The following is a 19,425-nucleotide window of genomic DNA, read 5'->3' on the forward strand; positions in this document are numbered from 1 at the left end:
TCGCGTTACTGGACGGACGTCTGCGTCAGCAGGTCGTCAGCTCTTGGCGCCGGTCTTGGCCGGGATGCTGTCGCGCTTCTCGCGGATCTTGGCAGCCTTGCCGCGCAGGCCGCGCAGGTAGTACAGCTTCGCGCGGCGGACGTCACCGCGGGTCATGACCTCGATCTTGTCGATGACCGGGGTGTGCACCGGGAAGGTGCGCTCGACGCCGACACCGAAGGAGATCTTGCGGACCGTGAAGGTCTCGCCGATGCCGCCGCCGTGGCGACGGATGACGATGCCCTGGAACACCTGGACACGCGAGCGCGTGCCCTCGATGACCTTGACGTGGACCTTGAGGGTGTCGCCGGCGCGGAAGTCGGGAACGTCCGAGCGCAGCGATGCCGCGTTGATGTCGTCAAACGTGTGCATGATGCTTCGCTTTCCTGGGTGCCACAGGCCACCTCGTCACAAAGGTGTGGGTCGCGTCCGTCGGGCCGCGTCGAGTCACCGGTGGATCTGGTCGAGCTGGTGGTGACCCGACTCCCCCTGTGGCAGGGGCCGTCGTGTGCCGGACGCAAGGAGCAAGTCTGCCAGAGCACACGGCATACCAGAAATCGGCAGCGGTGGACGCCGACCCTCGGTGCCCTAGCGTGGGCCCGTGGACGTCTCCCCCGGCTGGCCCGTGTACCTCTGTCTCGCCGTCCTGCTCGTCGTGACGCTGCTCGCCAACCGGCTGAGCGGCGTGGGTCTGGGACGCCAGTCGGCGATCGCCGGCGCCCGGGCGGTCGTCCAGCTCTCCCTCGTGGCGCTTGTCATCACGGCGGTGGTCGGGTCGCTGGGGCTGTCGTTCCTCGCCGTGGGCGCCATGTTCGCGACGGCGGTGGCGACGACGTCCAAACGGGTCGGTGCGCCACGCACGTGGCCGTGGGCCGCGGCCGCGATGGCCTGTGGCGTCGTGCCCGTCGTCGCCATCGTGCTCGCCACCGGCGCGGTCCCGCTGACGGGGATCGCCGTGATCCCGGTCGCCGGCATCGTCATCGGCAACACGATGACGGTGCACACGCTCGTCGGGCGGCGCACCTTCGCGGCGCTGCGCGAGGAGCACGGGCAGTACGAGGCGTCGTTGTCCCTGGGACTCACATCGAGCCAGGCCATCGACGAGATCATCGCCCGACGGGTGCCCGAGGGGATCCTGCCAAGCCTGGACCAGGTGCGCACCTCGGGCATCGTCACGCTGCCCGGCGCCTTCATCGGCGTCATGCTCGGTGGTGGCAGCGCCGTGCAGGCGGCCACGGCACAGGTGCTCGTCCTCTTCGCCATCATGGCGACGCAGTCGATCACGGCCGGCGTGCAGGCGGCGCTGATCCGCCGGCGCCTCCTGCTGCCCGCCGACCTCGGCGTGGCCCTCGTCTCCTGAGGCAGGCCCCCAGTCCTGAGGCAGGCCCCGTCCTGAGGCAGGCCCCGCCGTCAGCGGCGGCGGCGCTTGACGAGGGTGACCGCGCCCGGGATCGGCGCGGCCGTGTCGACGAGGCGGTAGCCGGCCTTCTTGTACATCCGCAGGTTGTCGGTGCTCCGCGCGCCCGTGTGCAGCGTCAACGTGCGTATGCCGTCCGGCGCCGTCGACTCGGCGTGCTCGAGGAGGCGTTTGCCGAGTCCACGACCCTGGAGGTCCGGGGCGACGCAGAGGCGCCCGACGAACCAGTCGTCGTCGGACGCGCCCGCGCTCGTGCGGACGGCTCCGACGAGGCGGCCGCCGCTGCGTGCGACCCACGTCTGCGTCGTGTCGAGGCTCGCCCGGACGTCGTCGAGGCTCTCGTGCAGGGCCGGGATGTCAAGGGTGTCGTTGGCGACGGCCTCCTGGACCCAGCACGCGCGCATGAGCACGGCGAGCTCGGGCACGTCGCCCGGCGTCGCAGCACTGATGACGACGTCACCGCCGTCGGGGGCGGCGTGCGAGGCGTGGAGCAGGTCGGGCCGCCGCTCCGCCGTGCGTGCGAGCCGCTGCTCGTGCCGCCAGGCCGCGATGGCGCCGTGGTTGCCCGAGAGGAGGACCGGCGGGACGTCGCGGCCGCTCCACGAGGCGGGCTTGGTGTAGATGGGGTACTCGAGCAGGCCGTCCTCGTGCGACTCCTCGACGAGCGACCCGGCGTTGCCGATGACGCCGGGCACCAGCCGGCCGACGGCCTCGACCATGGCGAGGACAGCCACCTCGCCGCCGTTGAGGACGTAGTCCCCCAGGCTCACGACCGACACCTCGAGCCCGAGGTCCTCGCGGGCGTGGTCGTAGACGCGCTCGTCGATGCCCTCGTAGCGTCCGCACGCGAACGCGAGCCACGGCTCGTCGACGAGCTCGCGCGCGAGCGCCTGCGTGAACGGCTGCCCACCGGGCCCGGGGACGATCAGCCGGGGCTTCGCCTGCGACGGGTTGTCCTGTGCGAGAACGTGGTCGAGCGCCTCGGACCACGGCTGGGCCTTCATGACCATGCCGGCTCCCCCGCCGTACGGGGTGTCGTCGACGGTGCGGTGCCGGTCGTGCGTGAAGTCGCGCAGGTCGTGGACACGGACGTCGAGGAGGCCGTCCTCGCGCGCCTTGCCGATGAGGGACAGGTCGAGCGGGGCGAGGTAGTCGGGGAAGATCGAGACGACGTCGACGCGCATGGCCGGACGCCTGGGCGGACGCGGGTCGCGACGCGGGTCGGGCACGGTCACTCGGTGCCCTCGCGGTAGAGGTCGAAGAGGCCGGGCGGCGGGTCGACGACGACGTGGTCCTCCGCGACGACGGGCACGATGCGCTTGACGAACGGGACGTAGGCCGTGACGCCGTCGGTCAGGGTGAGGACGAGCCGGTCCTGGGCGGGACCGATCTCGAGGCCGCTCACGGTGCCGACCTTCTCGCCGCTCGGGTCGCGCGCCTCGAGCCCGACGAGGTCCTCCTCGTAGAAGGCGTCGTCCTCGACCTGGGGGTTGGACTCCGGCAGGACGAGGCGCGTCCCGCGCAGGCTCTCGGCGCCGACGCGGTCGGGGATCTCCTCGAAGGTGATGAGCCAGATGCCGCGGTGCACGCGCGTCGACGCGATGGTCAGCGTGGTGGGCACTCCGGACCCCGGTTCGGCCTCGGTCTCGATGACGGTGCCGACCGCGAAGCGGGTCTCGGGGTCGTCCGTGTGCAGCTGGACGGTCACCTCTCCACGCAGACCGTGGGGCTTGCCGATGCGGGCGAGGACGACGTTCATGGGCCGAATCCTCTCAGGTTTGGGGGCGGTCGGAGACCGGTGCGCGAAGGTCGGGCGCGGGCACGCGAGAGGGGCGCCCCGGTGGTCCGGGACGCCCCTCTCGGTGACTCTGTCAGAGTCGGCGCTCAGCGCACGCGGTCGGTGTCGACGATGTCGACGCGCACGTTGTTGTTGCCCGCGAGGGCGCCGACGACGGTGCGCAGCGCGCTCGCCGTGCGGCCGGAGCGGCCGATGACGCGGCCGAGGTCGTCGGGGTGGACCCGGACCTCGAGCAGCTCACCGCGGCGCAGCTCCTTGCGGACCACGACGACGTCCTCGTCGTGGTCGACGATGCCCTTGACGAGGTGCTCGAGCGCCTCCTCGAGCATGCTCAGGCCTCGGCCTTCGCGGCGTCGTCGCCGGCAGCCTCGGCCGGAGCCTCGGTCGTCTCGGCGGCCTTGGGCTCGTCGGCCTTGGGCTCGTCGGCCTTGGCCTCAGCCTTGGGCTCGGCCTTCTTGGCGGCCTTCTTGCGCGGCGTCGGGCCGTCGGTGCCGGCGTCGGTCTTGCCGCCGGCAGCGGCGATCGCAGCCTCGTAGAGGTCCTTCTTCGGGGTCTTCGGCTCCTTGGTCTGGAGCTTGCCCTCGTCGACGATCTTGATGAGCGCCGCGACGGCCTCGGTCGGCTGCGCGCCCTGGCCCAGCCAGTAGTGCGCGCGCTCGATGTCGATGTCGATGAGCGACGGCTGCTCGGTGGGGTGGTACTTGCCGATCTCCTCGATGGCACGGCCGTCACGCTTGGTGCGCGAGTCCATGACGACGACGCGGTAGAACGGTGCACGGATCTTGCCCATGCGCTTCAGACGGATCTTGACTGCCATGGTGGCGGTCTCCTCAACCAGTAGTGAGCGCGGCGAGACCGGCTGGGTTCAGCCGGGGTGCCGACGCTCGGTGTGTAGGCGTCCGGTCCAGCCGGAAGCGGCCGGACGGGTACAGCCCTCCATTCTGCCAGACCCGAAGGGGTGCTCCGGACACGCACCCGCCAGTGGGCGAGCGCGCGCGACTCGTCCACCCCGATGGCGTATGCCGTCCGCGCCCTCAGGCGTGGGCTGCGCGGACCGCGAGGGCGTGGCGCACGACCTCGCGCCGGGACACGTCGGTGGCGCCCTCGAGGACCGGCACCCCGGAGGGCTCGAAGCCCGCGCGGGCCAGGCCCATCCGCAGCTCCGGCCCGCCGAGCCGGCACTCGACGACGCCGCCGACCGGTGAGACGCGGAGCAGCTCGAAGAGCGTGGCCGGGCTCTCGACGATGGACGCGGTGTAGAGCGGGATGCCGAGCTCGGCTGCCAGGGCCGAGGCCAGGCTCGTGCCGCCGTAGGCGCCGAAGGCCGTGGACCCCGAACCGTTCACGACGCAGGCGATGCGGCGGTGGCCGTGCGGCCGGTAGGGCACGGCCGGCCAGTCGGTGGACAGCAGGGTGAAACGGTCGTGGTCGCGCCAGTCCCGGCGCCCGTCGATGCCGGGCAGGTGCAGGAAGTCGCGCGAGAAGCCCTCGTGGACGAAGCCGAGCGAGCGCACGAGCCCGGCGGAGCGGTGGTTGGCCGGCTGGATGTTCGCCTCGACGCGGTGCAGGCCCATCCCGTGCGGCTGGTCGGCGAAGACGAGGTCGAGCGTGAGGCGCAGCCCCTCGACGAAGAGTCCGCGGCCGGCATACGGGTCGTAGGAGTCGTAGCCGACGGTCGCGCTGCGGAAGGCTCCCTCGACGACGTTCGCGACGTTGATGCGCCCGACGAGGCCGTGTGAGGCCTCGGGGTCGAGCGCGTGCACCATGAAGGTGCGGTAGGTCGGCGACTGGTGGTCGAGGACGACCGGCAGGTTGTGCGGGTTGGGCATGGCGAAGTCCGCGAGGCGCCGCTCCGAGAGGGTCACGGCTGCGGCATACGACTCGATGTCGGCCGTCGACGGGGGACGCACCTCGACACGCTCGCCCACGGCGGTGAGCGGCGCCTCGTCGGCGGCGGGCCCGGGCAGGTGCTCAGACGACAACGCGACCTCGCAGCACGACACCTCGCGGTTCGCCGACGACGGTGACGTCGGCGATCGGGTCGGCGGCGTAGACGACGAGGTCGGCGTCCTCTCCCTCGACGATGCCGGGGCGTCCGAGCCACTCGCGCGCGCCCCACGTCGCGGCCGCGACGACCTCGGCGTTCGTCAGGCCGGCCTTGGTCAGCTCGACCATCTCCTGCGCGACGAGACCGTGCGGGAGGCTGCCACCGGCGTCGGTGCCGACGTAGATCGGCACGCCGGCCTCGTGCGCCGCGCCGACCGTGGCGTGGCGCCGCTCGTGCAGGTCGAGCATGTGGCGGTGGTAGTCGGGGAACTTCTCCTTCGCCGGCTCGGCGAGGTCGGGGAACTGCGCGATGTTGACGAGGGTCGGCACGATGGCGATGCCCTGGGCGGCGAAGGTGTCGATCGAGTCCTCGCGCAGGCCGGTCGCGTGCTCGATGCAGTCGATGCCGGCGGCGGCGAGGTCGCGCAGGGACTCCTCGCCGAAGCAGTGCGCCGTGACCCGGACCCCCTCCTCGTGCGCGGCCGCGATGGCGTCGGCGACGGCCTGCCGCGACCAGCTCGGCGCGAGGTCGCCGACGTCGCGGTCGATCCAGTCGCCGACGAGCTTGACCCACCCGTCGCCGCGGTGCGCCTCGAGCCGGACGTGGCGGACGAGCTCGTCCTCCTCGACCTCGTGGGCGTAGTTGCGGATGTAGCGCCGGGTGCGGGCGATGTGGCGGCCGGCGCGGATGATCTTGGGCAGGTCGTCGCGCTCGTCGACCCAGTGCGTGTCGCCGGGCTGCCCCGCGTCGCGGATGAGCAGCGTGCCGCGGTCACGGTCGGTGATCGCTTGCAGCTCGGCCTCCTCGCGCGGCACCCCACCGTGCGGCCCCAGACCGACGTGGCAGTGGGCGTCGACGAGACCCGGCAGCACCCAGCCCTCGAGCGTCTGCACGTCGCTTCCGTCGCTCGGCGGCGTGAACGAGACACGCCCTCCGATGACCCACAGCTCGTCGACGACGTCGTCAGGACCGACGAGCACCCGACCGCGGACGTGGAGCACCGGTGCACTCATGGCACCGACCCTAACCTCCGTCGCGCGCCAGATCCGTGAGGACGTCCGCCCAGTGCGCCAGGAGCGTCGCGAGGTGTCCGGCGCCCTCCCGGACGACGAGCCGGGACGTCGGCAGGTGGGCGTGCAGCCACTGCCCGTGCTCGAGCCCGACCGTCCGGTCACGGTCGCCGTACCAGAGGTGGACCGGGGCGCGGACGTCTCCGAGGTCGACGTCCCAGCCGGCCGTGAAGGCGAGCGCGTCCCGCGACACCCCGCGGTAGGACGGCACGCCGGGGCGACCGCTGCCGGTCCACGGCTCGAGGATCTCGGGCGAGACGAAGCCGCCCACGCGGACCTTCGCCCGAGCACCCGGTCCGCTCCCCCGCCCGCGGTCGGTCATCGCGCCGTCCTGGAGGGCGACCGCCTCGTCGAGGTCCCCGGCGAGCGCCGCGCGGACCGCGGGGTCGGCCGCCGCGGACGGGTCGAGCTCGAGCAGAGGCCCGATCCCGGCGACGACCCCGACCACGCGCACGCGCTGGGGCAGGACGGCTGCGGCCGCGACGGCATACGGCCCTCCTCCGGAGACGCCGAGCACGGCGAAGGCGTCGATCCCGAGCGCGTCCGCGACCGAGCCGGCGTCCGTCCCGACGGAGGTCAGCGTCGTGGGTCCGTCCGTGGAACCGCCGTAGCCCGGACGGGAGAACGCGACCAGCCGGACGCCGGCGCGGGAGGCCGCGCCGTCGCCGAGCGCGGCCTGCAGCCGCCCGCCCGGGGTGCCGTGGAAGAAGACGAGCGGGGTGCCCCGCGGGTCACCTCCGAGCCACACGTCGAGACGCCGCCCGTCGGGCAGCCGCACCCGCGAGCGTCCGTCGGTGGTGACCACGCATCGAGCGTATGGCGCCCGGCGGGCACCGTCACGGGCGTCGGGTCGCGCTCCGGACGGGGACCGCTCAGGCGATCGAGGCGACGACGATGAGCGACACCGCGAGCTGCACGGCCGCGGCCACGATCGAGGCCGGGCGGAAGTCGCGCTGCGTCACGAGCTCGGCCATGGGGTCGTCGTGACGACTCGTCAGGACGCGCCTCCGACGCCACACGGGCGTCGTCGGATCCCTCGGTCAGTCCAGAATCTTGCGGGGTCGGCCAGCCGGCCGACGTCCGCGGTCACCCGCGGCCTCGTCGGGCCGTTCGCGACCGGTCAGCGACCGCCGAGGAACTTCTCGAAGCCCTTGGGCAGGTTCGACGGGTCGAAGCCGGCCAGCGGGTCCTCGTCGGCCGCACCGGCGCCGTCGGCACCGTTGGCGCCGGGAGCCCCGAAGGCGCCGGCCGCCGACGCGGCGCGCCCGGAGGCGGCCTTCTCCGCGGCGGCCCGCTCCTCGGCGGCGCGCTTGGCGGGGTTGCCGCTCTTGCTCTTCTTGCGCTGCGGCTGCTGCTGCTTGCCGCGCTTGCCCGTGCCGGGGATGCCGGGCATGCCCGGCAGGCCGCCCCCGCCGCCGCGGGCCATCGACTTCATCATCTTCTGGGCCTGGCCGAAGCGCTCGAGGAGCTGGTTGACCTCGGTGACGGTGACGCCGGAGCCCTTGGCGATGCGGGCGCGGCGCGAGCCGTTGATCTGCTTGGGGTGGGTGCGCTCGAAGGGCGTCATCGAGCGGACCATCGCCTCGACGCGGTCGAACTCGCGGTCGTCGAAGGCGTCGAGCTGGTCACGCATCCCCTGCATGCCCGGCATCATCTTGAGCATCGACTTGAGCGAGCCCATCTTCTTGATGGCGTTCATCTGCGAGAGGAAGTCCTCGAAGGTGAAGTCCTCCTCGGCGAGGAACTTGCGGGCCATCTCGTCGGCCTCGCGCTTGTCGAACGCGCGCTCGGCCTGCTCGATGAGCGTCAGCACGTCGCCCATGTCGAGGATGCGGCTCGCCATGCGGTCGGGGTGGAAGACCTCGACGTCGGTGACCTTCTCACCGGTCGAGGCGAACATGATCGGCTCGCCGGTGATCTCGGCGACCGACAGGGCGGCGCCACCCCGGGCGTCACCGTCGAGCTTGGACAGGACGACACCGGTGAAGGCGACGCCCTCGTGGAAGGCCTGGGCCGTCTCGACGGCGGCCTGGCCGATCATCGCGTCGATGACGAAAAGGACCTCGTCGGGCGAGATCGCCGAGCGGATGTCGGACGCCTGCTGCATGAGGTTGGCGTCGACCGCGAGACGGCCGGCCGTGTCGACGATGACGACGTCGTACTGCTTGGCGCGGGCCTGCTCGATGCCCATCCGCGACACGGTGACCGGGTCGCCGAACGACCGGGTGCCCTCGCCGGAGTCGAGGACGGCGTCGTGTCCGCCCATGTTGCCGCGCTCGGGCGCGAAGACGGGGACACCGGCGCGCTCGCCGACGACCTCGAGCTGGGTCACGGCGTTGGGGCGCTGGAGGTCGGCGGCGACGAGGAGGGGCGTGTGGCCCTGGTCCTTGAGCCACTTGCCGAGCTTGCCGGCGAAGGTCGTCTTGCCCGAGCCCTGGAGGCCGGCGAGCATGATGACCGTCGGCGGCTGCTTGGCGAAGCGGATCGTGCGCGTCTGCCCGCCGAGGATGGCGACGAGCTCCTCCTGCACGATTTTCACGACCTGCTGGGCCGGGTTGAGCGCCTGGCTGACCTCGGCACCGAGGGCGCGCTCGCGCACCGACCCGGTGAACCGCTTGACGACGGGCAGGGCGACGTCGGCGTCGAGCAGGGCGAGGCGGATGTCGCGGATCGTCGCGTTGACGTCGGACTCCGTGAGTCGGCCCTTGCCGCGGAGGTTCTTGAACGTCGCGGTCAGGCGGTCAGACAGGGATGCAAACACCCGGCAAGGTTATCCGCTCCGCCGACCACTTCCGACTCGGTGGCCTCCGGGGGGCGAGGGCGTGGGCCGCCGCGTAGGGTCGCGCAGGTGAGTGACCCCAGTGCCCTGCCGTCCCCGACCCCGCCGTTCATCGACAAGATCGCGTGGATCCACCTCGAGGAGCGCCGGCTCCTCACGGCCCGCAACGCCGGCCGGGACCGCTTCTACCTGCCGGGTGGCAAGCGAGAGCCGGGCGAGAGCGACCTCGAGACGCTGGTCCGCGAGCTCGACGAGGAGCTCGCGGTGTCCGTCGACCCGGCGACCGCGGCGCACGTCGGCACGTTCGAGGCGCTCGCCGACGCCCGCACGGACGGGCTCGTCGTGCGCCTCACCTGCTACACGGCGACGCACACGGGCGAGCTCGTGCCGTCGCGGGAGATCGACGAGATCGCCTGGCTGACGGCCCGCGACGGCGACCGGGTGTCGGCCGTCGACCGCCTCGTCCTCGACCACCTCCACGACGCCGGCCTGCTCGACTGACGGGTCAACCAACAGGACGCTCGCCCGCGGCCACGCTCGGTCGGCCGCCGGAGACGCCGTCGTGCCGGTTGGTCGACCCGACGGGTCAGTCGGCGTCGCAGGTGTCGATGATCATCGCGACGGCCTGGGCGGCCCGAGCGGGCGCGAGCTGGCCCCCGCCGAACTCGGTCACGTAGAACGTGTCGAGCGTCTGGCCGGCATACGTCGCGATGTGTGCAGAGCGCACCGACAGCGACGCCCGGGCGAGCGTGATGCCGATGTCCTGGAGCAGTCCGGGACGGTCGGTCGCGCGGACCTCGACCACGGTCGCGCTGTCGGACGCGCTGCTGATGACCATGGCGCGCGTCGAGTCGACGGAGCCCGAGCCGGGGCTGCGCACCCCGCTCGACTTGCGCCGCTGGAGCTTGCCGAGGGGTGATCGGTCCCCCTTGGCGACGCGGACGAGGTCGCGCGAGATGACCTCGGGCAGTGGGGTCTCGCTGCCCGGTGAGTCGACCCACCACTCGTTGACGGCAAGGCCGTCGATGGTGCGGACGATGGCCGAGCGCACGACGAAGCCGTGCGCGGCGAGCAGCCCGGCCGTGTCGGCGAAGAGGCCGGCGCGGTCGCGGTCGATGATGTCGATGCGGTGGGCGCCACCGAGGGATGACACGGTGACGTAGGGCTCTCCGGACGCGATGCGGTCGAGCGCGTCGCCCCCGAGCGGCAGGGTCTCGATCGGTTCCACGACGAGAGGCCCCTCTCCTTGGGTCTGGGTGGTCAGGGCGGTGCGGCAGGCCTGGTAGAGGCGCTGGACGAGACCGGCGCGCCAGTCGCTCCAGGCCTTGGGGCCGGCGGCCGACGCGTCCGCCTCGGTGAGGGCGCGCAGGAGGTCGAGGGTCATGGCCGACCCGTCGACGGCCTCCGAGAGGGCGGCGATGGTGGCCGGGTCCTCGGGGTCGCGGCGGGTGGCGAGGTCGACGAGGGTGAGGTGCTCGCGCACGAGCCGCACGATGGTCCGGCGATCGGCGTCGGTGACGCCCATCCGCTGCAGCACCGTGTCGGCGAGCTCGGCCCCGGTGACGCTGTGGTCCTGCGACCCCGGCACCTTGCCGATGTCGTGGAGCACCGCGGCGAGCATGAGCAGGTCGGGCCGGGCGACGTCGCGGACCATGCCGCTCGCCGCCACGACGGTCTCGATGAGGTGGCGGTCGACCGTGTGCCGGTGCACGGCGTTGCGCTGTGGGCGGCTGCGCACGGCCTTCCACTCCGGGATCCACCGCTCGACGACGCCCGCGAGGTCGAGGCCCTCCCACACGGTGACGAGCCCGGGGCCCGACGCGAGCAGGTCGGCGAAGAGGTTGCGGGCGACCTCGGGCCAGGGCTCCGGCAGGACCGGAGCGGTGGCGGCGAGGTTCTTCAGCGTCGTCGGCGAGAGCGGTATGCCGCCGCGTGCAGCCACGACGGCCGCGCGCAGCGGGGTGATCGGGTCGGACGACAGGTCGGCGGACGGCCCGAGGACGGCCTCGCCGTCGTGCCGGTAGAGGCCGTAGCCGAGGGGTGCCAGCTGCGGACGGCGGGGACCGACCCGCAGGGTGCGGGCGCGCTGGGACTGCATGGCGCGGCGCAGGGTGCCGTCGACGGCATACGCGATGGTGCGTGCCGACGTCGAGAGGTCGGTGAGGAGGTCGTCGGCGTCGGTGTAGCCGAGCAGCGCGGCGCACGCGTCCTGGTCGTCGCGGGTCAGCCGGTCCCTCCCGCGCCCCGTGACGACGTGGATGGCGTCACGCACGTCGAGGATGCGCTCGTAGGCCTCGTCGACCTCGCCGTGCGGCCGGTCGGTCAGCCAGGCGGCCGTGAGGGCCCGCAGCACCGACATGTCGCGGAGGCCGCCGTGGGCCTCCTTGAGGTCGGGCTCGATGAGGTGGGCGAGGTCGCCCTGGCGGGCGTGGCGCTGGATCACCGACTCCTGCATCTCACCGAGCCGGGTGCGGGCGTTGGCCCGCCAGTCGTGCGCCACGGTGGACCGCGCCGCGTTGACGACGTCGGCGTCCCCGGCCACGTGGGTGAGGTCGAGCAGCCCGACCGCCGCGGAGAGGTCGTCGGACGCGACGGCCCGGCAGTCGGCCACGGTGCGGACACTGTGGTCGAGCCGCACCCCGGCGTCCCAGATCGGGTACCAGAGCTTGTCGGCGAAGGCGCCGACCTCCTTGCCCGACAGGCCTCGTGGGTGGTGGACGAGGACCAGGTCGTAGTCGCTGAGCGGTCCGCCGTCGCCGCGGGCGAGCGAGCCGACCGCGGCGAGGGCGACACCTTCGTGGCGACGCCCTGCGCACGCCTCGCGCCAGAGCTCCTGGAGCCACCCGAACCCGAACTCCGCGAGCGCCCGGCGGCGGGTCTGGCCCGCGCCGGGCGTCGCGAAGGTTCGGGTGCCGGCGAGGTCCAGACGTCGTGAGGTCACATCCGTCATGTCAGGTCTCGCCGTCCCCTTGAGTTGCGTGTGGTGCTTCTTCGGTGCTGCGAGTGGACCGTCGACGCTCAGAGAGCGTCGACGCCCCGCTCGCCGGTGCGGACCCGCACGACCTCTTCGACCGGGACTGACCAGATCTTGCCGTCACCGATGCGACCGGTCTGGGCCGCCTTGAGGATGACCTCGAGGACGTCCGCGGAGTCGACGTCGTCGACGAGGACCTCCAGGCGCACCTTCGGCACGAAGTCGACGGTGTACTCGGCGCCGCGGTAGACCTCGCTGTGGCCGCGCTGGCGGCCGTAGCCGCTGGCCTCGCTGATGGTCATGCCGGCCACCCCGAAGGCCTCCAGGGCCTCCTTCACCTCGTCGAGCTGGTGGGGCTTGATGATGGCGGTGATGAGCTTCATGCGGAGGCCTCTTCCTTGGGCGCCTTCTCGGCGGACGGGGCGGGTGCGGTGGCGGTGTGGCCGGCGACGACACCGGTCCGGGATCCACCGAAGGAACCGAAGTCGTACCCGGTCTCGGCGTGCTGGGCGAGGTCGATACCGCTGGTCTCCTCCTCCTGCGTCACGCGGAAGCCGATCGTCTTGTGGAGGGCGAGACCGATGAGGTAGGTGACCACGAAGGAGAACACCAGGACGGCCAGCGCACCCTCGAGCTGGGCGACGAGCTGGGAGCCGCCACCGCCGTAGAAGAGTCCCTCGTTGACGTCGAGCCCGGCAGCACCGGTGGGGCTGCCCTTGGTGGCGAGGAAGCCGATGAGCAGGGTGCCGATGAGACCACCGACGAGGTGGACGCCGACGACGTCGAGGCTGTCGTCGAAGCCGAGCTTGAACTTCAGGCCGACCGCCAGCGCACAGCCGACACCGGCGACGAGACCCACGATGAGGGCACCGATGGGCGAGACCGTGGCGCAGGCCGGGGTGATGGCGACCAGGCCGGCGACGACACCGGAGGCCGCGCCGAGCGAGGTCGCGTGACCGTCGCGCAGCTTCTCCGTGAGGAGCCAGCCGAGCATGGCGGTCGCGGTCGCGGCGAGGGTGTTGACCCAGACGCCGGCAGCCTGGACACCGGCGCCGAGCGCCGAGCCGGCGTTGAAGCCGAACCAGCCGAACCAGAGGATGCCCGCGCCGATCATGACGAGCGTCAGGTTGTGGGGACGCATCGGGTCACGCTTGAAACCGATGCGCTTGCCGAGGACGAGCGCGAGGGCGAGGCCCGCCGCACCGGCGTTGATGTGGATGGCCGTGCCGCCGGCGAAGTCGTAGGCGCCTGCGCCGCCGAGGAAGAGGCCGTCGGCCTTGTTGGCGATCCAGCCGCCCGTCTCGGCCGCGTAGCCGCTGAAGGCGAACACCCAGTGGGCCGCGGGGAAGTAGACGAGGGTGGCCCAGACGACCGTGAAGATCGTCCACGTGCTGAACTTCGCACGGTCGGCGATGGCACCCGAGACGAGGGCCACGGCGATGATCGCGAAGACGACCTGGAAGGCGACGAAGGCGGTCGCGGGGATGCCGCCGGCCGCTGCCGTGCCCGCCGCGGCGTCAGCCGGGACGTAGCCGTAGATCTGGTCGATGACGCCACTCAGGCCGAAGTGCGTGAAGGGGTTGCCCATGAGGCCACCGCCGATGTCGGGGCCGAACGTCTGGCTGTAGCCCCAGAGGATCCACACCGTGCCGACCGTGCCCATCGTGATGAACGACATCATCATCATGTTGAGGACGCTCTTGGTGCGAACCATGCCGCCGTAGAAGAGGGCGAGACCGGGGGTCATGAACAGGACCAGTGCGGCCGCTGCCAGGACCCACGCGGTGTTCCCGCTGTCGGTGAACGGCGCGTCTGCCGTCACGAAGGTAAGTGCGCTCATGGCGAGAACGATGGACGGGCCGAATTTCGGGCGACCGCGTCGTTTGTTACAGCCGTGTCAACAACCGGTGGGGGTTGTTAGCGGATGGTTTCCCGCACCGTGGGCGTCCAGATCGTGGACTCTCCCGTTCGTCCACCGGACGCCACGAGCACGTATGCCGTCCGGCACACGTGCTCGTCGTCGTGGGCCGGGAGCGCGCGTCGTCACATGACGATGGCGTCGACGAAGGCCTCGGGGTCGAAGGGGGCGAGGTCGTCGGGGCCCTCGCCGAGGCCGACGAGCTTGACCGGCACACCGAGCTGGCGCTGGACCGCGACGACGATGCCGCCCTTGGCGGTGCCGTCGAGCTTGGTCAGGACGATGCCCGTGACGTCGACCGCCTCGGAGAAGACCTTGGCCTGCTGGAGACCGTTCTGCCCGGTCGTCGCGTCGAGGACGAGGAGCACCTCGTCGATGGGGCTCTGCTTCTCGATGACGCGCTTGACCTTGCCGAGCTCGTCCATCAGGCCGACCTTGTTGTGGAGGCGGCCGGCGGTGTCGATGATGACGACGTCGACCTCCTCCTCGATACCGGCCTTGACGGCGTCGAAGGCGACGGCCGCAGGGTCGGCGCCGTCCTTGTCGGAGCGCACGGTGGCGACCCCGACGCGGGATCCCCACGTCTCGAGCTGGTCGGCGGCTGCGGCGCGGAAGGTGTCGGCAGCACCGAGCAGGACCTCACGGTCCTCGGCGACGAGGACGCGCGCCAGCTTGCCGACGGTCGTCGTCTTGCCGGTGCCGTTGACGCCCACGACGAGGATGACGGCGGGGCGGTCGCCGATGCGGCTGCTCGCGATGCGGCGGTCCATGTCGGGCTGGACGAGGGCGAGCAGGTCGTCGCGGAGCCAGCCCCGCACCGTGGCCTCGTCGGTGGTGCCGTCGATCTTGACGCGGGTGCGCAGCGAGTCGACGAGCTCGGTCGCGGCCTCGACGCCGAGGTCGGAGGAGATGAGGGTGTCCTCGACCTCTTCCCAGGCCTCCTCGTCGAGCTTGCCACGGGAGAGCAGGGCGAGCAGTCCCTGGCCGATGGAGGAGTTGGACCTGGCCAGACGGGCCCGCAGGCGCTGGAGGCGACCCCGTGCGGACTCCGGTCGCTCGAGGGTCGGCTCGGGGGCCGGCGTCGGCTCCGGTGCCGTGGGCGCCTCGGGCTCGAGCGTCGTGGACGCGGGCGGCCCCGCAGGCGGAGCGACGGTGTCGGTGGTGCCGCTCGGTGGCCGGCGGTCGAGGTCCTCGCCGGGCAGCCCCGGACGGGTCGGCGGGGCCTCGCGCTCGACGGTGCGGCCGCGGCCGCGCACGAGGCTGACGCCGTAGGCGACCGCGCCGACGAGGATGGCGACGCCGATGATGACGTATGTCCAGACAGTGTCCACGTCAGCCATCCAACCACGCTGGGGTGGAGGTCCCGGACGCCGCGATCACGACCTCGATCACGGCCCCGGGCAGCCCGGGACGCGGCTCGGCCACCGGCAGTGGCCGGTGGCCGAGGAGGGTGGGCAGGCGGTCGGGCGCGGCTAGTGCGTGCGGGCGCGCGGACGACCGAGGGTGCCTGCACGGCGACGTGCCGAGCGTGCGACCCCTTCCCCCTTGGCGGTGAGCAGGTCCCGGCCGCCGCGGTGCGCAGGCACCGCGACGACGCCGACGACCGCCACAGCGAGCACGGTGACGACGAGCATCGAGATGACCAGGTAAACCATGTGACAAGAGTGACGCATGTGACCCGTGTGACGCAAATAGCACGGAGTGACGATTTCGCAACCCGAGGCGCCGACGCGCACTCCCCCGCCCCGCGGCCCGGAGGGCGCGCGGACGGAGGGCGTATGCCGTGTGGTCAGGCGGTTCGGTCGGCCACGTCGCGCAGTCGCTGCGACACGACGGTCGTGACGCCGTCGCCGCGCATGCTGACGCCGTACAGGGCGTCGGCGATCTCCATCGTCTTCTTCTGGTGGGTGATGACGATGAGCTGCGAGCTGTCGCGCAGCTCCTCGAAGAGGGTGATGAGGCGGCCGAGGTTGGCGTCGTCGAGGGCGGCCTCGACCTCGTCCATGATGTAGAAGGGCGAGGGCCGGGCCTTGAAGATGGCGACGAGCAGCGCCACGGCCACGAGCGAGCGCTCGCCACCGGAGAGCAGCGAGAGCCGCTTGATCTTCTTGCCGGGCGGGCGAGCCTCGACCTCGAGACCCGTCGTCAGCATGTTGGACGGGTCGGTGAGGACGAGACGCCCTTCGCCACCCGGGAAGAGTCGCTGGAAGACGCGCTCGAACTGGACCGCGGTGTCCTCGAAGGCCTCGGCGAAGACGCGCTCGACGCGCTCGTCGACCTCCTTGACGATGTCGAGCAGGTCACGCTTGGAGTTCTTGAGGTCCTCGAGCTGCTCGGTGAGGAACTTGTGCCGCTCCTCGAGCGCCGTGAACTCCTCGAGCGCGAGCGGGTTGATGCGACCCAGGGCGTTCAGCTTGCGCTCGGCCTGGCGCAGCCGCTTCTCCTGCGCCTCGCGGACGAACGGGACCGGATCGGGCTGGGGCGCGTCCGGATCGGCGTCGGGGTCGGGCACGGCCGGGACGAGCTGGTGCGGGCCGTACTCCTCCACGAGGTCGGACGGCGAGATGCCGAGCTCCTCGACGGCCTTCGTCTCGAGCTGCTCGATGCGCAGCCGCTGCTGGGTGCGGGCGACCTCGTCGCGGTGGACCGTGTCGGTGAGCTCGCGCAGCTCGGCCTGCAGGGTCGCGATGTCACGGCGCACGACGGCGAGCTCGGCGTCCCGCTCGGTGCGCTCGGCCTCCCCCGCGGCGCGGGCGCGACCCGCCTGCTCGGCCGACTCGGCGAGCAGCTCGTGCGCCCAGGCCGCGGCCGTGCGGACGGCCCCGGCCACGGCGGCCTCGCGGTGGCGTCGGGCCCGCTTCTCGGCGAGGCGCTGACGGGCCTCCTCCTCGTGGCGGGCGCCGCGCTCGAGCGCGTCGGCGCGGTCCTTGAGGGCGCGCGCACGCTCCTCGCGGGTGCGCAGCGCCAGACGCAGCTCGGTCTCGGCGGCACGGGCCTCGCGGGCCACGGCCTCGAGGCGGTCGCGCTCCTCGGTCGACGGCTCGTCGGCGAAGTCGCCCTCACCGCTCGCCGCCTCGAGCCGCTCGAGAAGGGCGGCGTGCTCGGTCTGGTCGGCCTCGAGGGCCGCGGTGGCGTCCGCGATCGCCTTCTCGGTGCGCTCCACCTCGGAGCGCGCAGCCCGCAGGGTCTGGCCGAGCGAGCCGAGCTTCTCGGCGATCGCCGCCATCCGGGCGTCGCTCTCGTTGAGGCGCTCGAGCGCGGCCTCGACGGCGTCGGCGAGCTCGGCGCGCGTAGCGTCGGCGCCCGAGACGCGGAAGCGGGCCTCCTCGCCCTCGCGGGTGGCCCGCGCCATCGCGTCCTGGGCGTCGTCGAACGCGGCCTGCAGCTCGAGCAGGCTGGGCGCCGTCGTGCTGCCACCGCGGACCGCACCGGGGGCGTAGACGTCGCCGCCGCGGGTCACGGCCGTGACTCCGGGGTGGCTGCGGACGAGCGTGCGGGCGGCCGCGCCGTCGGGCACGAGGGCGACGCGCTCGAGCACCTGCTCCACGGCCGGGCGCACGGAGTCGGGGCACTCGACGACGTCGCGGACCCAGCGGGCATCGCCCGTCAGAGCCGGCCATGACGAGGGGTCGACGCGGGTCGCGGACTCCGCGACGAGAAGGCTGGCGCGGCCGTTGTCGCCGTCACGCAGCGCGTCCAGGGCCGCCGCAGCGGCATCGAGCGAACCGACGGCCAGGGCCTCGGCAGCCGTCCCGAGGGCGGCGGCCACGGCGTTCTCGAGCCCGGGCTCGACGGTGACGAGGGAGGCGACCGAGCCGAGGATGCGATGGCCCTCGTCGGCGGCGGCGAGGAGCGCCGCGGCGCCGTCCTTGCGGCTCAGGCTGAGACCGAGGGCCTCGACCCGGGCGGCGGCCGTGGTGCGGGCACGCTCGGCGGTCGCCTCGGCCTCCTTCCAGCGGGCGAGCTCGGCCTCGGCGGCGTCGAGGCGCGCGGCAGCCTCCTCGTAGGCCGTGTCGAGCCCCTCCTCACCCTCCTCGTCCTGGGCGACACTGGACTCGAGACGGGAGAACTCGTGCTCGGCCTCGGCGGCGCGGGCCTGGGCGGCCTCGATGGTGCCGCGCAGGCGTCCGACCTCGGCCTCGCGGGCCTCGATGCGCGAGGCCTTGGCGCCGACCTGGCCGCCGAGCTTGGCCAGGCCCTCGCGACGGTCCGCCGCGGCTCGGGCCTCGCGCTGCAGGCGGGTGGTCTCCTCGGCGTGACCGCGCTCGGCCTCGGTGCGGGTCAGGACGGCGTTCTCGAGGGCGGCCTTGGCCTCGGCGATCTCCTCGAGGAGGAACGCCTCCTGCTCGCGGACGTCGGCGGCCTGGGCGCGCAGCTGCTCGGGGTCGCGGCTCTGGCCGGGGGCCTCTGGCCCGTCGTCCTCGCTCAGCAGGCGCACGCGCTCGGCGGCGAGGGACCGGGTCGAGGCCATCCGCTCGACGAGCCGGCCGAGCGAGACGTACTCGTCCTGGGCCCGGGTCAGGGCCGGACGAGCGGCCTCGGCGGCCTCCTCGAGGGTGGAGAGCCGGTGGCCGAGGTCGCCGATGGACGCCTCGACCTCGGAGCGACGCTCGATGAGGGCGGACTCGTCGGCGACCTCCTGCTCGAGGGTCGACGTCAGCTGGACGAGGTCGTCGGCGACGAGGCGCAGGCGCGCGTCGCGGGCGTCCGTCTGGATGACGGCCGCCCTGCGCGCGGTCTCGGCCTGGCGCCCGAGCGGACCGAGCTGGCGGCGGATCTCACCGGTGAGGTCCTGGACCCGGGTGAGGTTGGCCTCCATCGAGTCGAGTTTGCGGAGCGCGCGCTCCTTGCGTTTGCGGTGCTTGAGGACGCCCGCGGCCTCCTCGATGAACCCGCGGCGCTCCTCGGGGGTCGCGCGCAGCACGGTGTCGAGCTGGCCCTGGCCGACGATGACGTGCATCTCGCGGCCGATGCCGCTGTCGGAGAGCAGCTCCTGCACGTCGAGCAGGCGGCACGGGGTGCCGTTGATGGCGTACTCCGAGCCACCGTTGCGGAACATCGTGCGGGCGATCGTCACCTCGGTGTAGTCGATCGGGAGCGCGCCGTCGGTGTTGTCGATGGTGAGGGCCACCTCGGCGCGACCGAGCGGCGCCCGGCCGGACGTGCCGGCGAAGATGACGTCCTCCATCTTGCCGCCGCGCAGCGACTTGGCGCCCTGCTCTCCCATGACCCAGGCGAGCGCGTCGACGACGTTGCTCTTGCCGGAGCCGTTGGGGCCGACGATGCAGGTGATGCCGGGCTCGAGACGCAGGTGGGTCGCCGAGGCGAAGGACTTGAAGCCCTTCAGGGTGAGGCTCTTGACGTACACGACCCGAGAAATCCT

18 protein-coding genes are annotated in these 19,425 nt (G+C 72.6%); 2 read left to right on the forward strand and 16 right to left on the reverse strand.

Annotated features, from left to right (window positions below; genetic code table 11):
- Positions 1 to 36: 36 nt before the first annotated feature.
- Positions 37 to 411, reverse strand: coding sequence for a 50S ribosomal protein L19 (gene rplS / locus ASH01_RS00535; RefSeq protein WP_056770056.1), 375 nt, complete (start codon positions 409 to 411; stop codon positions 37 to 39).
- A 229-nt stretch (positions 412 to 640) separates the two neighbouring features.
- On the opposite strand from rplS, the gene ASH01_RS00540 reads away from it, so the two are divergent.
- The gene (locus ASH01_RS00540) at positions 641 to 1,399 is read left to right on the forward strand and encodes an ABC transporter permease (protein WP_056770060.1); all 759 of its coding nucleotides are present in this window, start codon (positions 641 to 643) and stop codon (positions 1,397 to 1,399) included.
- A gap of 50 nt (positions 1,400 to 1,449) precedes the next feature.
- On the opposite strand, the gene trmD is transcribed toward ASH01_RS00540, so the two are convergent.
- From trmD to ffh, 9 genes are all read right to left on the reverse strand, one after another.
- Complete coding sequence (gene trmD, locus ASH01_RS00545) at positions 1,450 to 2,640, reverse strand: tRNA (guanosine(37)-N1)-methyltransferase TrmD (RefSeq protein WP_056772432.1); 1,191 nt, start codon at positions 2,638 to 2,640, stop codon at positions 1,450 to 1,452.
- 47 nt (positions 2,641 to 2,687) lie between these two features.
- Positions 2,688 to 3,215, reverse strand: a complete 528-nt coding sequence (gene rimM / locus ASH01_RS00550; RefSeq protein ID WP_056770063.1) for a ribosome maturation factor RimM — start codon at positions 3,213 to 3,215, stop codon at positions 2,688 to 2,690.
- Between the two features lie 125 nt (positions 3,216 to 3,340).
- Positions 3,341 to 3,583: an RNA-binding protein gene (locus ASH01_RS00555; RefSeq protein WP_020142764.1), complete on the reverse strand. Its 243-nt coding sequence runs from the start codon at positions 3,581 to 3,583 to the stop codon at positions 3,341 to 3,343.
- A 2-nt stretch (positions 3,584 to 3,585) separates the two neighbouring features.
- Entirely contained in the window at positions 3,586 to 4,071 is a 486-nt protein-coding gene (gene rpsP / locus ASH01_RS00560; RefSeq protein ID WP_056770065.1) for a 30S ribosomal protein S16, read from the reverse strand.
- A 217-nt stretch (positions 4,072 to 4,288) separates the two neighbouring features.
- Positions 4,289 to 5,236 (reverse strand): GNAT family N-acetyltransferase, encoded by a 948-nt coding sequence (locus ASH01_RS00565; RefSeq protein WP_235509487.1) that lies wholly within the window; start codon positions 5,234 to 5,236, stop codon positions 4,289 to 4,291.
- Positions 5,226 to 6,314: an amidohydrolase family protein gene (locus tag ASH01_RS00570; protein ID WP_056770070.1), complete on the reverse strand. Its 1,089-nt coding sequence runs from the start codon at positions 6,312 to 6,314 to the stop codon at positions 5,226 to 5,228. Before ASH01_RS00570 ends, ASH01_RS00565 begins: the two co-directional genes overlap by 11 nt.
- 10 nt (positions 6,315 to 6,324) lie before the next feature.
- Positions 6,325 to 7,176 (reverse strand): alpha/beta fold hydrolase, encoded by an 852-nt coding sequence (locus tag ASH01_RS00575; RefSeq protein WP_056770073.1) that lies wholly within the window; start codon positions 7,174 to 7,176, stop codon positions 6,325 to 6,327.
- A gap of 67 nt (positions 7,177 to 7,243) precedes the next feature.
- Positions 7,244 to 7,345 (reverse strand): DUF350 domain-containing protein, encoded by a 102-nt coding sequence (locus tag ASH01_RS22780; protein WP_235509488.1) that lies wholly within the window; start codon positions 7,343 to 7,345, stop codon positions 7,244 to 7,246.
- Positions 7,346 to 7,491: 146 nt separating this feature from the next.
- Positions 7,492 to 9,132, reverse strand: coding sequence for a signal recognition particle protein (gene ffh, locus ASH01_RS00580; protein WP_056770076.1), 1,641 nt, complete (start codon positions 9,130 to 9,132; stop codon positions 7,492 to 7,494).
- Positions 9,133 to 9,219: 87 nt separating this feature from the next.
- On the opposite strand from ffh, the gene ASH01_RS00585 reads away from it, so the two are divergent.
- Complete coding sequence (locus ASH01_RS00585) at positions 9,220 to 9,651, forward strand: NUDIX hydrolase (protein WP_082619319.1); 432 nt, start codon at positions 9,220 to 9,222, stop codon at positions 9,649 to 9,651.
- 85 nt (positions 9,652 to 9,736) lie between these two features.
- Here ASH01_RS00585 and ASH01_RS00590 read toward each other — a convergent pair whose 3' ends face one another.
- From ASH01_RS00590 to smc, 6 genes are all read right to left on the reverse strand, one after another.
- Positions 9,737 to 12,100: a [protein-PII] uridylyltransferase gene (locus ASH01_RS00590; protein ID WP_056770079.1), complete on the reverse strand. Its 2,364-nt coding sequence runs from the start codon at positions 12,098 to 12,100 to the stop codon at positions 9,737 to 9,739.
- A 68-nt stretch (positions 12,101 to 12,168) separates the two neighbouring features.
- Positions 12,169 to 12,507, reverse strand: a complete 339-nt coding sequence (locus tag ASH01_RS00595; RefSeq protein ID WP_020142775.1) for a P-II family nitrogen regulator — start codon at positions 12,505 to 12,507, stop codon at positions 12,169 to 12,171.
- On the reverse strand, positions 12,504 to 13,964 hold the full coding sequence (locus ASH01_RS00600; protein ID WP_056770082.1) for an ammonium transporter: 1,461 nt from the start codon (positions 13,962 to 13,964) through the stop codon (positions 12,504 to 12,506). Before ASH01_RS00600 ends, ASH01_RS00595 begins: the two co-directional genes overlap by 4 nt.
- Before the next feature lie 203 nt (positions 13,965 to 14,167).
- Complete coding sequence (ftsY, locus tag ASH01_RS00605; protein WP_056770085.1) at positions 14,168 to 15,382, reverse strand: signal recognition particle-docking protein FtsY; 1,215 nt, start codon at positions 15,380 to 15,382, stop codon at positions 14,168 to 14,170.
- A 132-nt stretch (positions 15,383 to 15,514) separates the two neighbouring features.
- Positions 15,515 to 15,697 (reverse strand): hypothetical protein, encoded by a 183-nt coding sequence (locus tag ASH01_RS00610; protein WP_020142778.1) that lies wholly within the window; start codon positions 15,695 to 15,697, stop codon positions 15,515 to 15,517.
- 134 nt (positions 15,698 to 15,831) lie between these two features.
- The gene (gene smc, locus ASH01_RS00615; protein WP_056770087.1) at positions 15,832 to 19,410 is read right to left on the reverse strand and encodes a chromosome segregation protein SMC; all 3,579 of its coding nucleotides are present in this window, start codon (positions 19,408 to 19,410) and stop codon (positions 15,832 to 15,834) included.
- Positions 19,411 to 19,425 lie beyond the last annotated feature (15 nt).

Origin of the sequence: Terrabacter sp. Soil811, from assembly GCF_001429655.1 — a bacterium.
GTDB lineage: Bacteria > Actinomycetota > Actinomycetes > Actinomycetales > Dermatophilaceae > Terrabacter.

Bases quoted from the DNA above. Each gene is read 5' to 3' on its own strand.
- rplS (WP_056770056.1), bottom strand. From the start codon at position 411: ATGCACACGTTTGACGACATCAACGCGGCATCGCTGCGCTCGGACGTT.
- trmD (WP_056772432.1), bottom strand. From the start codon at position 2,640: ATGCGCGTCGACGTCGTCTCGATCTTCCCCGACTACCTCGCCCCGCTC.
- rimM (WP_056770063.1), bottom strand. From the start codon at position 3,215: ATGAACGTCGTCCTCGCCCGCATCGGCAAGCCCCACGGTCTGCGTGGA.
- ASH01_RS00555 (WP_020142764.1), bottom strand. From the start codon at position 3,583: ATGCTCGAGGAGGCGCTCGAGCACCTCGTCAAGGGCATCGTCGACCAC.
- rpsP (WP_056770065.1), bottom strand. From the start codon at position 4,071: ATGGCAGTCAAGATCCGTCTGAAGCGCATGGGCAAGATCCGTGCACCG.
- ASH01_RS00570 (WP_056770070.1), bottom strand. From the start codon at position 6,314: ATGAGTGCACCGGTGCTCCACGTCCGCGGTCGGGTGCTCGTCGGTCCT.
- ASH01_RS22780 (WP_235509488.1), bottom strand. From the start codon at position 7,345: ATGGCCGAGCTCGTGACGCAGCGCGACTTCCGCCCGGCCTCGATCGTG.
- ASH01_RS00590 (WP_056770079.1), bottom strand. From the start codon at position 12,100: ATGACGGATGTGACCTCACGACGTCTGGACCTCGCCGGCACCCGAACC.
- ASH01_RS00595 (WP_020142775.1), bottom strand. From the start codon at position 12,507: ATGAAGCTCATCACCGCCATCATCAAGCCCCACCAGCTCGACGAGGTG.
- ASH01_RS00600 (WP_056770082.1), bottom strand. From the start codon at position 13,964: ATGAGCGCACTTACCTTCGTGACGGCAGACGCGCCGTTCACCGACAGC.
- ftsY (WP_056770085.1), bottom strand. From the start codon at position 15,382: ATGGCTGACGTGGACACTGTCTGGACATACGTCATCATCGGCGTCGCC.
- ASH01_RS00610 (WP_020142778.1), bottom strand. From the start codon at position 15,697: ATGGTTTACCTGGTCATCTCGATGCTCGTCGTCACCGTGCTCGCTGTG.